The organism is Flavobacterium adiutor (assembly GCF_048282555.1).
GTDB lineage: Bacteria > Bacteroidota > Bacteroidia > Flavobacteriales > Flavobacteriaceae > Flavobacterium.
In genome coordinates, this window is record NZ_CP182487.1 from 3506477 (window position 1) to 3522293 (window position 15817).

The window sequence follows — 15817 nt, forward strand, 5'->3', positions numbered from 1 at the left end:
ATAATTTAACGGTTTTTCGGCTTGTATTCCCGAAATTTGCGTTTTTAAAATTTGGACTTTTAACTATACCATGAAAAAACACAACTACAGCGCAGGACCAAGTATTTTACCTCAGGAAGTTTTTGAAAAAGCATCAAAAGCAGTTTTAGATTTTAATAATTCAGGATTATCAATTCTTGAAATTTCGCACAGAAGCAAAGATTTCGTTGCAGTTATGGACGAAGCCCGTGCATTGGCCTTAGACTTATTAGGGCTTACAGGCAAAGGATATCAGGCTTTATTTTTACAAGGCGGAGCAAGTACAGCATTTATAATGGCTCCTTACAACCTGATGAAAGAAAATGGAAAAGCAGCTTATTTAGATTCAGGAACATGGGCGACAGCAGCCATCAAAGAAGCTAAACTTTTTGGAGAAACTGTTATCGTAGGTTCTTCAAAAGACGATAATTATACTTATGTTCCAAAAGGTTACGAAATACCTGCCGATGCAGATTATTTTCACTGTACAAGCAACAACACCATTTTTGGAACCCAAATGAAGGAATTTCCATCAACCAACATTCCAGTGGTATGCGACATGAGTTCTGATATTTTTTCACGTGAATTAGATTTCTCTAAATTTGACTTAATCTATGCCGGTGCTCAAAAAAACATGGGGCCTGCAGGAACGACTCTAGTTGTAGTTAAAGAAGAAATCTTAGGTAAAAACGGAAGAACAATTCCGAGTATGCTGGATTACAGCAAACACATCAAAGCAGAAAGTATGTACAACACTCCTTCTGTATTTGCGGTATATGTTTCATTACTAACACTACAATGGATTAAAGAAAAAGGCGGTATAGCTGCTGTTGAAAAATTAAACAACGCTAAAGCGGAGTTACTTTATAACGAAATCGACAGAAATCCATTATTCAAAGGTGCTGCAAATGTTGAAGACCGTTCTAACATGAACGTAACTTTCCTTCTTACAAATCCTGACCATACTGAAACATTTGATAAATTGTGGAAAGAAGCCGGAATTTCAGGATTGCCAGGACACCGTTCTGTAGGCGGTTACAGAGCTTCAATTTACAACGCTATGCCTATCGAAAGTGTTCAGGTGTTAGTAGATGTCATGAAAGCTTTGGAAACTAAAGTATAGTTACCAAAAAGAGCAGTAGAATACCAGAGTCTTAGCCCCGATAGCAGTGAAAATCCTTTTATGTTTTTCTTTAAAACATAAAAGATTGCAACGAATAGCGGGATTAGCTTCTAAATAAAAAAGAAAAATTATATCATTCATAATTATTATTTATTTTCAACGATTAATAATAATCAAAACAAATAGACTAAAATGAAAGTATTAGCCAATGACGGAATTTCTAAAAGCGGAATTCTAGCTCTAGAAAAAGGTGGATTTGAAGTTATCACTACAAAAGTAGCTCAGGAACAAGTAGCCAACTTTATCAATGAAAACAATGTAGATGTAATTTTAGTTCGTAGTGCAACTAAAGTTCGTAAAGATATTATCGACGCTTGTCCTGGTATCAAAATCATCGGACGTGGAGGTGTTGGTATGGATAACATCGATGTTGATTATGCTAAAAGTAAAGGTATTCATGTAATTAACACTCCTGCTTCTTCTTCAGAATCAGTTGCTGAACTAGTATTTGGACACCTACTTTCTGGTGTTCGATTTTTACATGATTCAAACAGAAATATGCCTTTGGAAGGTGATTCAAACTTCGACGGTTTGAAAAAAGCTTATGCAAATGGAACCGAATTAAGAGGAAAAACATTAGGCATCATTGGAATTGGCCGCATTGGTCAGGCAACTGCAAAAATGGCTCTTGGTTTAGGCATGAAAGTTATTGCTGCCGATGGATTTATTCCCTCTGTAGATGTAAAAGTTGAGTTTTTTGATGGCCAGTCTATTACAACTACTATCGTTCCTCAGTCTTTAGAGTCTTTATTAAAAGAATCTGATTTCATCACTTTGCACGTTCCTGCTCAGGATGGATATATCATTGGTGAGAAAGAATTTGAAATCATGAAAGATGGTGTTGGAATCGTAAACTGTGCACGTGGAGGTGTTATTGATGAAGTTGCGCTTGTAAAAGCGTTAGATTCAGGAAAAGTAGCATTTGCAGGATTAGACGTTTTTGAAAACGAACCAAAACCTGAAATGGCTATTTTAATGCATTCTAAAATTTCATTGACTCCTCATATTGGAGCTGCTACAGGAGAAGCTCAGGATAGAATCGGTACTGAATTAGCTTCACAAATCATTACTTTATTGAGTTAATTTCATTATAACTAAATAATTCGAGGGGATTTATTAACGCTGCTTAATAAATCCCCTTTCTTTTTCGCTTTTATTTAACAACTGCATCATTTTAATCGCTTATGTTAAATAATAAAACCATTACTTCTTTTTCCGTAAATTTAATTTTCAAATTTAAGCCATGAAGAATTTCGTTTACATACTAGGAATCTTATTTACAATTATTGCATGCTCCACATCTTCAAAGAATACAATTGCGACAACTGATACTTCAATAAAAGCAGCTGTAAACGATACGGTGCGAATTGCAAATGACTCTTTAGAATATGAAGTTATAATCATAGATAACGGATTTAGTTTTTGGCTGGCATCGGTGGCGCTACCGAGAAATTTTTATTCCTTGACCTATCTGGAAAATAAAAATCAGATTTATGTAACAGAATGGAACAATCGCGTTTTACAGCCTAACCGTTATAATCAAAATTTATATGAGATGACCATAGATTATCAGCCACATATTCGATACGGATACGAAGTAAATTACCTAATCTACAATTACATGATTTACTTCCAAAATACTTACAAACAAAAACTGGCAGGATATGTCCCTTCCAGATAATGTTAGTATATTTGCAATCACTACAGACAAAAAATGAACAGATTAAAACAACGTTGGGGGATCACCTCAAACTTTCAGCTTGTTATTATATTTATCGTATTTGCCATCACCGGATCGGCATCTGCATGGCTGTCCAGACCCTTTTGTGAATTATTAAACATAACCAAAGAAGATTTCGGTGGCTGGTTCACCTTGATTAGGCTACTGATTATTTTCCCGATTTATCAAGTTCTGCTAGTTGGAATAGGAACCTTATTTGGTCAGTTTCGTTTTTTTTGGAACTTCGAAAAGAAAATGCTTAAAAGTATGGGATTGGGGTTTTTATTTAAAGATTAACTCTAGTTTAAACTATATTTACAGGTCATATTTTCTTTCTGTAATACCTCCTTTAAATACGCAACACATTATCGATTTATGACAGTAATCATTTTTACTATTTTGAATAAATCTTAACAATTTAATATTTTTTTTATTATAAAACATGTGTCATTAGGTTAAATTATCATCAATAATCACTAAAAAAAAACATTGGACAGGATGGGGCAGGACAGTTTTGTATTTAATATTTTAAAAATTTACATTTAAGATAAAAATTTCTTTACTAACAAAACCAACCAAACTACATGTTCAACAACACCTTAAAACCATCATTTGTAATGGCGACTATTTGCTTTACAATGTTAACTACAAAGATTTTTGCCCAAAGCCCGGTAGTAAAAATTGATTTTGATATTATTAATCAACCAACAGCTCAGGTAAGTGAACCAAGCTATATTCCATGGGTTGTAGGATCACTTAACACTAGTACTTTTACAACAAATGGAATAACTTTTACTGTAACAAGAATGGGAGATAATGGTACGGAATTAGGCACTAATTGGTATAAAGCCGGAATACAATCCCCTAATTTTGCAAAATTAACTGGTGATGGCCTTACTGTAAAAGGCACAAATGCCAATCTGGGAGCAAAAATAGAACTTAAAATAAAGGGGTTAGCAACGGGAGAACATACCTTAATGGCTTTTTTAAACGCTGTCGACAGTCCCAGTGGTAACAACTTTAGTCCAATTGATATTTCGGTTGACGGCAATAAAGTAGTAGACAATTTAATTCCAAGTGTCAGAGCATTAACACCAGCGTCTGCAAAATCAGCTTATTTGAAATTTCATGCAACCGAAAATACTGATGTTGTAATTTTATTTGAAGCCGAAACCTCAGGTAATGAAAACATTAAAAATATCATGTTTAACGGATTCGAATTAAACACACCTAATATTTTTAATCAGTCAACAAATCCTGTTCCTAAAAATAATAACGAACATGTAGAATTAAACTCCGGAAACACAATATTAAGCTGGACTTCAGCTATCAATGCTGTATCTCACAATGTTTATTTTGGTACTGACTTAGCTGCTTTGGAAGCTGCGGGAACATCATCACCAGAATACAAAGGAAATCAGCTTAAAACAAATATTTCTTATCAGTTAAGCGGCTTATACACTGGAGCAACTTATTATTGGAGAGTAGATGAAGTTCTGGCTAACAATGAAATAGTAAAAGGAAACATCTGGTGCTTTCGTCCAGCCCAGCTTGCTTTTCCGGGTGCTGAGGGATATGGGCGTTTTGCCCGTGGCGGAAGGGGCGGAAAAGTAGTAGCTGTTACTAATCTGAACGATAGCGGCCCTGGAAGTTTACGTGAAGCTGTTACAAATGATATTGGTCCAAGAACAATTATTTTCAATACCTCGGGAATCATACAACTTAATTCCAGACTGGTTTTAAGCCAGCCATATGTTACAGTTGCTGGTCAAACTGCTCCTGGAAAAGGCATTTGCATTCGTACTGCCCCTTTCGGAATCACAGGAAATGACGTTGTTGTTCAGAATATAAGGGTGCGATTGGGCGGAGGAACTACTTTTGACGGTATGGGATTAACAGGTGCTGATAACAGTATAATTGATCATTGTTCTATCAGCTGGACAATTGATGAATCTTTTAGTTCTCGCTCAGGAAAAAATATTACTTTACAGAGAACTTTAATCTCAGAAGCACTGAATGCAGCAGGACATGCAAATTACCCTGCAGGAACTCAGCATGGTTATGCTGCAACTATTGGTGGCGATGTCGGAAGTTTTCATCATAACTTATTAGCACATAATTATGGGCGTAATTGGAGTTTAGGCGGAGGATTAGATGCCAATAATGTTTTTAGCGGAAAATTAGATATTACCAATAATGTAGTTTACAACTGGGGCTCCAGAACAACAGATGGTGGAGCCAGCGAAGTCAACTTTGTTAATAACTATTATAAACCAGGCCCAGGTACTGAGTTGAAGCAATACGCACTAATTATGGATCATGAGAATAATTTTGCAGGTATGCAAAGAGCTTACTTCAATGGAAATGTTATGCCTGGATATTTTGATGAAACAAACCAATCACTTGGCAGAAGATCGAGATTATCAAATGGCGTTACCATAAATTATGAAACATTTGTAAATGCACCATTTTTTCCATCTTTTGTAACAACACAATCTGCAGCGAATGCTTATAAAATTGTACTCTCTGATGTAGGTTGTGTACAGCCTGAATTGGACGTACATGATCAAAGAATGATAACAGAAACATTGGCAGGAACTTACACACACAGAGGAAGCGTTACTAATAAAGCTGGTTTTCCCGATAATGAATCTGATGTTGGCGGATACGAAACATACCCTGAAATTGTCAGAAATACTAATTGGGACACAGATCTGGATGGTCTGCCAAATTGGTGGGAAACAATCATAGGCACAAATCCAGATTCAGCTATTGGTGATTTTTCAGACTCTAATGCAGATAACGATTTAGACGGATACACCAATTTAGACCAGTATCTGCAATGGATGTCCCTACCGCATTATGATTCTCCAGCCGGAAATAAAGTTGACATTGATATACAGAAACTTTCAAGAGGTTTTACAAACGGTGTGAATTATTCACTTTCAAATGTAGTTAACGGAAATGCTACACTTAATTCAAACATTGTAGGATTCACTCCAAATGCAAACGGTTTATGTTCTTTCGATTTTACTGTTACAGACAATGAAGGAGCAAGTATGACCCGTAAAGTAAATATCGTTAGCAGATACAATTCTACTCTATCCGTGGAAAAAGCGTACATAGAAAATAGCGCTTTAAAAATTTGGCCTGTCCCAAATAACGGTTCATTTTCTTTACTAATGGAAAATGACGGAAACAATGCAGAACTTAAAATCTTCGATATTTTAGGCAAAGAAGTAATAAAAAGAAATATTAACGGAAAAACACCTGAAAATATCAACTTAAAATCAAAAGGAGTGTTCATTATAAAGATTTCTGACCCTGAAACAAAAACAGTTTTACATGTCAAAAAAATTATAGTACAATAAGTTTAGTTTATTTTTTAGTTTGAAAATGGCAGCTTTACAGGCTGTCATTTTTATTGAATTTCTTTTTGTCTCTGAAAAAAATAAGTATAAATCCAGGTTATCGTAAAGGATGGAATAACATCCGTAAATGGTATTATTTCTTCTACAAAAGTCAAAATACTGGTCACACGTCCTACTCTTCCCTTGTACATTCTCGTCATGATAAAGACTGCAATTGGTGCCCAAATCACATCTGAAAACTCACCCAACAAAGGAATACTAAATGATACCATTCCGATTCCATCCAACACTAATCCGATTAATAATTTCGAAATCCTGTTATCCTCTACAACTTTCACATTCTGCATGACAAATCGATTTTAGTTTCATTTCAAAAATAGAAATAATTCGTTTATTGAAATTATTTCATTCTATAAATTAATTTCTGAATTCCCATATCAATAAATATACCGCATAAAAATTTAGAGTCTTAAAATTTCCATACATCTTTCAATATCCACAGAATCTTTGTTTCTTTGTAAAAACAGTTTCCAAATGATACACGCAAAAAATATACATAAATTCTATGATAAGCTTGAAGTTTTAAAAGGTGTTGACTTACATATTCAGAAAGGGGAAATTGTTTCGATAGTAGGTGCTTCAGGCGCTGGAAAAACTACATTGCTTCATATTTTAGGCACATTAGATCAACCTGAAAAAACAAATTCAGACACTTCTCTTACTATAAACGGACAAAACATTTTAGGGTTAAATGACAAAGCCATATCAAAATTTAGAAATCTGAATTTAGGTTTTATTTTCCAGTTTCATCAGCTTTTACCAGAATTTACCGCTCTTGAAAATGTATGTATTCCTGCCTACATTGCTGGCAAAAAGCCTTCTGAAACAGAAGCAGAGGCTAAAAAACTACTGGATTATTTAGGATTATCTCATAGAATTAATCATAAACCAAGCGAACTCTCAGGTGGAGAACAGCAGCGTGTTGCCGTAGCAAGGGCCTTAATTAATAAGCCTGATGTAATTTTTGCCGATGAACCTTCAGGAAATCTTGATACTCATTCTGCAGAAAATTTGCATCAGTTATTTTTTCAGCTTCGTGATGAGTTCGGACAAACATTTGTGATTGTAACTCATAACGAAGAGCTTGCAAATATGGCTGATAGAAAATTGGTAATGTCAGACGGGCAAATAATATCATAAGATGTTTTTAATTTTTTTAAGTTGGATTTACATTCTTTTCACGACTATAAATTTTGGCTTTATCTTTGATAAAATCATCGGTACAAAAAACAATAATTTTGTAGTAACTTCTGTATTAGGTCTTTTTTTTACCACAATTTTAGCCAGTATATGGGCGATTTTCGGAAGAATAAACATTGAATTTCACCTTTTTTTATTGTTCTTCAACATACTTTTGGTAATTAAATACAAGTTTTCAATTTTAAATATTTACAAACAATTTTTACTTGATTTTAAAAAACTAGAAAAAGTTTTAAAATTAATTCTGATCTTAATTACTCTTTTAATTATAGCGCAATGTAGTACTGCTCCTTTTGTAATTGACAACGAATCTTATTACATTCAAACCATAAAATGGCTTAATGAATATGGTTTTGTAAAAGGAATTGCAAATTTGCATATTTACCTCGGTCAGACTAGTGGCTGGCATATTACACAGAGTATTTTTAATTTTTCGTTTTTATATAAAAATTTTAATGATTTGAGTGGTTTTTGTTTGCTTTTAGGCAGCATATTCTCTATTGAAAAACTAAACGAATTTTATCAAAACAAAAACCAGAACTATCTTATCATTGGATTACTTCCGTTATTTAATGTTTTTCTTTTTCAATTTATTAGTGCTCCTTCACCGGATATCCCGGTTTACGTATTTTCGTTTCTGCTCTTCTTTTATTTTTTAGATAATTTCAAAAAAATGACCATAGAGTCTTTTTACCTTATTCTCATTTTAGTTCTTTTTCTGATTTATATTAAGAACACAACCCTTGCTTTTGCCATAATCCCAATTATCTTATTGGCTCAACATTTTAGGTTATTATCAAAAAAACTTATACGTCCTGCTTTATTATCGCTTTTAGTATTGTCTCTGTATATTATAAAAAACATGATTATTTGCGGAGGTCCGGTTTTCCCATCAAAACTATTCACTAGTTTAGAAACTAGCTATGCGATTCCTAATGCGATTGGAAGCGCTTACTATGACAGTATCAAACATTATGGATACTTTGTAAACGAATTCCAATACAATACTATGCCTGTTAAGGATTTGTTTCTAAGGTGGCTTTTTCTTCCAAAACTAAATGGTTTGTTTGATAAAACTATTGTCATTATCATGTTGGTTTCACCTTTTTTGATTTATAAATTTCAAAATAAAAAAAGCCTTTGGATTCTTTATTTCGTAATGCTTTTTCAAATGTTTTTGCTTTTCGTTACTTCTCCTCAGTATCGTTTTTTCATGAATTTTGTCATGTTTTTTTCTCTTTTTGGTTTAACCTGTTTTATACAAAATAAAAAAGCAGTCTATTCTTTAGTGCTATTATCGTTAATCCCAACGTTTATTGTTTTACTTTTTCCTTTAAATCTAAATCAATTTGCGAATCACAAATTCATGCTAAAAATGAGCACCTTTTCAATTGAAAACCTGATTTTACCTCATAAAAGCACCAAAAGCAATACTAATTTTGAAACCATCCGTTTAGGAAATCTAATCTACAACTCACCAATAGAGAATGATATTTTTTGGTCGAATGGAGACGGTGACTTACCTTGCATCAATAAAGATCAGATTGAGTATTATAAAAAATATTATAAAACTATTCCTCAAATGCGTACGAACAATTTAAAAGATGGGTTTTATCCAAAGAAAGTACAAAAAGATGAATAAGACTGAACTAAAGGAATTTCTTGACGAAAAAGTCAACCAATATAATAACTTCGATTTTATTGAAAGCGACCCTGTACAAATTCCGCATTTATTTTCACAGAAAGAAGATATTGAAATTGCTGGTTTTTTAAGTGCCAGTATCGCATGGGGAAACCGTAAAATGATTATTAAAAATTCACATCAAATGATGAATCTGATGGGCAATACACCATATGATTTTGTCATGTCACATTCTGATTCAGATTTGCAGCGATTAGAAAATTTTGTCCACCGTACCTTTAACGGAAAAGATTTTACGGGTTTTATTAAAGGATTACAGCATATTTATAAAAATCATAATGGTTTAGAAGCTGTTTTTGCTAAAAATCAGGATAAAAATAGTTTACAGAACAGTATTCATGAATTCAAAAAAATATTCTTTGAAACCGATCATTTGCCCCGTACCCAGAAACACATTTCAGATCCGCTAAATAATTCTGCCGCAAAACGCATCAACATGTACCTGAGATGGATGGTGCGACAGGATAACAAAGGAGTAGATTTGGGAATCTGGAAAACCATTTCGCCAGCCCTTTTGTCCTGCCCCCTCGATGTACATTCCGGAAATGTTGCCCGAAAGCTGGGAATTCTGGAACGAAAACAAAACGATGCAAAAGCTTTGACCGAATTAGATAAAAAACTCCGTGAAATGGACGCTGTAGATCCGGTAAAATATGATTTTGCATTATTCGGTTTAGGAGTTTTTGAAGGGTTTTAGAAAATTCGCTAAAAACTATTTTTTCATTTTTTTTTTAACGTTACAGTTACTATTTTTCTTCTTTGAATTTAAATATTCATTCTTAAAAAGGAGAGGTTCGCTATTTTATATTCTTAAAATATTCGTCATGAAGATTCTGTTAATTCCCTTTATATGACGTTAACCGTTTATTACTTATTATAGTATCGTGCCTTTTATTTACACGCTTTTGGACGATGTTATTTATAAAAATTATGACAATGCCAAAGAAATTATTATTTTAGTACTGATGGTTTTTATTGAACCTTTTTGCTTCCACCTATTTGTGTTTATCCTTCACCGAAAGGATATTATAATTTGTTTAGCTTAAAAGAACAAAGCTGGGAAAATATAAAGCATTATTGTTTTGACAATTCTGTAAAAATAATAGAGAAAGAAAACTTTGCACAATAAAAATAAAACAAATGCAAATACAACATTTAAAATACTTATATCTCACCACTTCTTTAGTAGTTATTTTTTGGCTATCCAGTTTTGCAGAAACGTATTTAAAAATAGCAAACGGTATTACAATCCCGAATATTAGTCTGGAGATTGGCTATAAATTAGTTAATGATTTTTTATCAGCCATTAGTGTGAGTTTAGTGATTTTGCCTTTATTCATAGTTTTTGGATACATTAATAAAACGTTTGCCATACGATTTACAACCGTACTTTTTACCCTGACAGGACTAATACAGTTTGCATTGGTAAAATATAGCTCTACGACACTTGTTAACCTTGGAGCAGACTTAATAGGCTACTCTTTATCAGACATATACACAACTGTCACAGCATCTGAATCGCTTTCGTTTATGTTCTTTTTACCCTTCTTTGTAATTCCTATATTATACTTCGCAATAAATTTTGCTTTTAACAGATTAGGAAAAGGGAAGATAGTTTTAACAACAACATTTGCATTATTGATTATTGCTGCAGGTGTAAAATTATTTTTCTCTGGTCTTTCTGATTCAAAATATGAAAACAAAATTGCGTTTTTAACCAAAGACATCATTCGTTATGAAAAAGATAAAAAAATAACCGAAAACGTTCAAAACATTAAATTCAAATCGGAGTATCCGATGCTGAAACCATTTAAAGGCACTCCGGATGTTTTAGGATCTTATTTTACTATTACAAATGAAAAACCAAATATAATTGTTATTGTGGTTGAAGGACTGGGAACCGAATTTATTGGTAAAAATGAATATGCAGGCTTTACACCTTATTTAGATTCAATGATCCCAAAATCATTGTATTGGGAAAATTTTTTGAGTAATGGAGGAAGGACTTTTGCCGTACTATCGTCATTATTGGGCTCACTAACTTACGGTCAAAAAGGTTTTTTAGAATTAAATCCGTATCCGAGACATCTTTCACTGATAAATGTGTTGAATGCAAATGGATATACAACATCATTCTATTCAGGGGATAACGCTAATTTTGATAGAAAAATCAACTTTTTGGATCAAAATGGTATTGATAACATAATAGACAAAAGCAGTTATGGTTCTGAATATACACAGACAAAAGCCAATTCAGGTGGTTTTTCATGGGGATATCCTGATGCTGAAATTTTCAGAAAAGCACTTATCGAAACCAACAAAATGAAGGCTCCAAGACTGGATATTATACAAACCCTTACCAATCATGAACCTTTTGACTTTCCTGAAAAAAATGCATATCTGAAAAAAATTGACGGCATTATTGATGCACATGAAAATCTGAAATCTCAAAAAGATAATATTGGTTCTTATAAGGATATTTTTGCCTGTCTGAATTACACTGACAATTCCATTAAAAATTTTATGGAAGCATATTCAAGAAGACCTGATTATAAAAATACTATCTTTATAATTACTGGTGACCACCGTTTGATTCCCATTACACAAAAAAACAAATTATGCCGCTTTCATGTACCTTTGTATATTTTTAGTCCGATGCTAAAAAAAACGGAATCATTTAAATCTGTTTCTTCGCACTGGGATGTAACACCGAGTCTGGTTTCCTTTTTGTTTACTAATTACAAATTCAACAGACTCAATCAGACCGCCTGGATGGGAAAAGGTCTTGATACGGCACAAGAATTCAGAAACACTCAGGGTTTTCCTTTGACACGTAACAAAGGAACTATTGATGATTATGTGTATAAAGAATATTTGTATTCAAGTGGTGAATTGTACAAAATAAAAGACAATTTTGATGTAGAAAGTATCAATGACAATAAAATTCTGGATAAAATAACCAGCGAATTCAATGCTTTTAAACAACTGAATGCTTATTTGACACAAAAAGATAAAATTATTCCAAAATCATTGATTGTGAGCAAAGAGCAGGGTGTTTCTTTTACTAAAGAAGAGCAAATTGAAATCGACAAACTAACCAAAGGATTAACTCCCGACCAGATGTTTTTTAAAGCAAGAGAGTTAGCTTTTAATAAAAAGCACAAAACAGCGATTCTATTATGCGATTTTATATTAAATGAATTACCCAATTATTCAGATGTACGGACTTTAAAAGGCCGGATATTGGCTTGGGATGGTGAATATAAAAAAGCAGAAAATGAGTTACTGATTGTCATCAAAAGAATGCCTTTGTATGATGATGCTTATTTAGCCCTGATGGATGTTTATTGGTGGTCTGATCAGAATAAAAAAGCGATCGAAACAGGTAAATTAGCACTTTCAAACGGTGTAAAAAAACCAGAAATCAAAATAAAGATCGAAAGATCTCAAAAATCGATAAAAAATTCAAATACCAAATAAGCAATGGGTACTTTTATAAAAATTAGACATAGAAATTTTCAACTCTATATTTTTCTCATTATAACTTTATTTTCCACATCATTTCAGATGACTGGACAAGAAAATATATATAGTGGCGACCCAGACGTTTCATTTGCAAAGGCTCGTGATCTTGCTTTTAACAATAACAGAAAACAGGCACAGGATACTTTATTGCACATCCTGACTAAATATCCTAATTATCATGATGTTCGTGAATTTTTGGCCTCAACCTATGCCTGGGATGGGGATCATAAAAAAGCAAGAACCGAATTTCAAAAAATTTTAGGAAAAGACCAGCACAGGAAAACCACTTGGATTGCTGCTATTAAAAATGAAATCTGGGGACAGTTTCCTTTTCTTGCTTTAAAATTATCTAAGAAAGCATTGAAAAAGTTTCCAAATGATACTGAAATATTAGACTTGCAGAAAAGCGCACAGGAAAGTACGATGATTCCAACTGCTACTGCCGGTGCGGTACAAACATTAGCCAGCGATATTCCGAAGGATTCTATATCCAAAGAATCTGAATCGGATTTGAGAAAAAAGGTACGAAACAATACGATTGGCGTTACTTCTGAAGTTAATATTTACTCAGATGTCTTTGATCCTATGTTTTATAATGCTGTAAAATATGCACGCCAAACCAAATACGGAAGCATTATTGGGAGAGTAAACATCGACAGGAGACTTGGTGAGTACGGAACTCAGTACGAGTTAGATTTATACCCTAAAATAGCAAAAGGAACATATGCTTATTTAAATTTTGGTGTATCAGGTTCTTCTTTATTCCCAGATTACAGATACGGCGCAGAAATTTTTAAATCGCTGCCAAGAAGTTTTGAAATTTCAGCAGGACTCAGAGGATTGCAATACGACACCACAACCATGATTTATACGGGTTCTGTAACCTGGTACAACGGAAATAATTACTGGTCTTTCCGTCCATATTTTACTCCGGGAGACAATGGTTTAAGTTCTTCAGGCACTCTAACATACCGAAAATACAGAAGCGATGCTGACAACTATTTTGGCATCAATATTGGAGCCGGAATCTCACCGGAACTTAATCAGAATTACTTTTTTGAAAATGATGACCGAATCATAAATCTGCAATCACAAAAACTGAATATCTCTTACTATTTTTCTACGCATAACAAACAAAATGCATGGGGCGCACAGCTCGGAATCATTCATCAGGAAATCCCTTTTGACCTGGGAAATTATTTCTGGATTTCGACCCTTGCATTGTCTTGGGAAATCCGCTTTAGATAATTGCATTTGAAATTAAAAGCGGATCAATTTATACTTAAATCGTTTGAAGTCAGTTTTTGTAATAAGACCAAGAAATCAAGGCTCATCTGAAGCTCTAATATCAATTTTAAAAAATGCAAATCAAACAACAAATTATTTTTTGCATTGTTGTTTTCCTATCTTTTCCAGACTGCAAAATTATGGCTCAAAACTCCCTATATTTAGCAAATACGAAAGAACAAAGGGTGATTATTGTTTCTTCTGAGAAATTACTCAAAAAGCATCCCTTCTCTTAAAAACATATTTAGATCAGGCTTTTGATAATCCATTTTTAATTCAGAATAATAAATCAGAAAACGCTGAGAATTCAAAAATCATTCTTGAAGTTAACAAAGAAAGTGTTTCTAAAAACGATTCATTTAGCATCAAAAGCGATGAAAAAAACATTTATCTAATCGGTTCCAGTGAAAAAACGTTACGATACGCCATTTATACTTTATTGGAGTATTCCAAAACATATTTTAAGTTGTACAAGCTTTAATAAGTTAATTTCAGTAATTTTATTTGTATATAAGATCAGAGATGGTTTTTAGTATAATTATTTGTTTTTCAAATATTAACATATACAAACCATCTCTATTTTTCAAATATATTTTTACTTTTTATATCGAACTCTCGCTAAATTAAATAATAATTGTTTCAAATCTTATCAAGGCAATCTGGTATAACTTTGTAAGGATATTATTGCATTTATCCGTTTTAAAAACAGAAATTAGCAACAAATATTTACTGTTTTTGACAGAACTCTTGTTCAGTTACGACATTAATTTATAATAACACCTAATCTGTAACACTACCGCTTAGAGGTAGCAGTATCATTTAAAACCTTTTTCTTCATACCCTTTACCAAACCTGTAATTAAGTATAATACCATGGGTATTGATATTGTTATATGTTTTTAGAGCATAACTATAATTGTATAATAATTTAAAATTGGTACCTAAATGGAATCCTGCGAGCAAATTGACGGTTTCACTGGTACGGTATCCCGCTCCAAATTCTACTTTGTTTATGTAGTTTATCATTACATTAAAATCGGCTTGAAGTGCTGCTCCGCTAACGTACTTTAGAAGTATGCTCGGATTTACCAGAACTTCTTCTAATTGAGTTGTAAAAAAACGATAACCAAAATAGGTGTAATAAGGATTTTTTAGATTGATATTTCTTTCAGAAGAAAGTGAATTTCCTAATATATTCGGAGCTGAAATCCCCAAATAAATACGATCCTTATTGTACAGAACCCCAACTCCAAGAGTAGGTACAAATGCATTAACATTGTTTTGAAATTCAGGATCATTTTCAATATTAAGACTCAATAAATCTTCACTGTATTTTGTACCTCCCGCACTAATTCCGAAAGATAGAATATTAGGATCATAAGCCCACCATCTCCCTTGATTATAATCGGAATCAAAGAAAATTTTATAGGAGTAAGCTCCAAAAAAACTCGTAGCAGTTGTAACGCCTATTTCATCTGTTGAAATACCCGCAGCTAATCCCAAATGCTTGGAACGCAACGGTGCATTTATGGTAAGTCCCAAGTTTTTGGGGCTTCCTTCTACAGAATTAAAGAATCCAGAGTTTATTAAAGTAACATCTGTATCATCGTAATAACCTGAATGTGCTGGATTGATTACCACCGTATTATAACTATAATTAGCAAAAACGGGAGTTTGCTGTGCAAAAACAAAACTCATTTGCAGCGTAAACGAAACCGCAATAATAGTCCGTATTAAAAAATTGTTTGTCAT

The 15817-nt window shown here is 33.1% G+C and carries 12 protein-coding genes; 10 read left to right on the forward strand and 2 right to left on the reverse strand.

All coding sequences use genetic code 11. The features are described 5' to 3' along the window. Positions 1-70: 70 nt before the first annotated feature. From serC to ACNC7R_RS14920, 5 genes are all read left to right on the forward strand, one after another. Positions 71-1141, forward strand: coding sequence for a 3-phosphoserine/phosphohydroxythreonine transaminase (gene serC / locus ACNC7R_RS14900; RefSeq protein WP_417941864.1), 1071 nt, complete (start codon positions 71-73; stop codon positions 1139-1141). 192 nt (positions 1142-1333) lie between these two features. Further along, positions 1334-2284: a D-2-hydroxyacid dehydrogenase gene (locus ACNC7R_RS14905; RefSeq protein ID WP_417941865.1), complete on the forward strand. Its 951-nt coding sequence runs from the start codon at positions 1334-1336 to the stop codon at positions 2282-2284. A 160-nt stretch (positions 2285-2444) separates the two neighbouring features. After that, entirely contained in the window at positions 2445-2882 is a 438-nt protein-coding gene (locus ACNC7R_RS14910; RefSeq protein WP_417941866.1) for a DUF6146 family protein, read from the forward strand. A 33-nt stretch (positions 2883-2915) separates the two neighbouring features. After that, the gene (locus ACNC7R_RS14915; protein WP_417941867.1) at positions 2916-3218 is read left to right on the forward strand and encodes a DUF6787 family protein; all 303 of its coding nucleotides are present in this window, start codon (positions 2916-2918) and stop codon (positions 3216-3218) included. Between the two features lie 287 nt (positions 3219-3505). Next, the gene (locus ACNC7R_RS14920; protein WP_417941868.1) at positions 3506-6292 is read left to right on the forward strand and encodes a T9SS type A sorting domain-containing protein; all 2787 of its coding nucleotides are present in this window, start codon (positions 3506-3508) and stop codon (positions 6290-6292) included. Positions 6293-6342: 50 nt separating this feature from the next. Here the strand turns inward: ACNC7R_RS14920 and ACNC7R_RS14925 are convergent, their stop codons facing one another. Beyond that, positions 6343-6639: a hypothetical protein gene (locus ACNC7R_RS14925; RefSeq protein WP_417941869.1), complete on the reverse strand. Its 297-nt coding sequence runs from the start codon at positions 6637-6639 to the stop codon at positions 6343-6345. A gap of 187 nt (positions 6640-6826) precedes the next feature. On the opposite strand from ACNC7R_RS14925, the gene ACNC7R_RS14930 reads away from it, so the two are divergent. From ACNC7R_RS14930 to ACNC7R_RS14950, 5 genes are all read left to right on the forward strand, one after another. After that, complete coding sequence (locus tag ACNC7R_RS14930) at positions 6827-7492, forward strand: ABC transporter ATP-binding protein (RefSeq protein ID WP_417941870.1); 666 nt, start codon at positions 6827-6829, stop codon at positions 7490-7492. Position 7493: 1 nt separating this feature from the next. Then, on the forward strand, positions 7494-9194 hold the full coding sequence (locus tag ACNC7R_RS14935; protein WP_417941871.1) for an LIC_10190 family membrane protein: 1701 nt from the start codon (positions 7494-7496) through the stop codon (positions 9192-9194). Then, a complete protein-coding gene (locus ACNC7R_RS14940) occupies positions 9187-9951 on the forward strand; it encodes a TIGR02757 family protein (protein ID WP_417941872.1) in 765 nt (254 codons plus the stop codon). The genes ACNC7R_RS14935 and ACNC7R_RS14940 overlap by 8 nt, the downstream gene beginning before the upstream one ends. Positions 9952-10394: 443 nt before the next feature. Beyond that, positions 10395-12734 (forward strand): sulfatase-like hydrolase/transferase, encoded by a 2340-nt coding sequence (locus tag ACNC7R_RS14945; RefSeq protein ID WP_417941873.1) that lies wholly within the window; start codon positions 10395-10397, stop codon positions 12732-12734. Between the two features lie 87 nt (positions 12735-12821). After that, entirely contained in the window at positions 12822-14027 is a 1206-nt protein-coding gene (locus ACNC7R_RS14950) for a YaiO family outer membrane beta-barrel protein (RefSeq protein ID WP_417941874.1), read from the forward strand. Between the two features lie 854 nt (positions 14028-14881). Here ACNC7R_RS14950 and ACNC7R_RS14955 read toward each other — a convergent pair. Next, positions 14882-15817 (reverse strand): PorP/SprF family type IX secretion system membrane protein, encoded by a 936-nt coding sequence (locus ACNC7R_RS14955; protein ID WP_417941875.1) that lies wholly within the window; start codon positions 15815-15817, stop codon positions 14882-14884.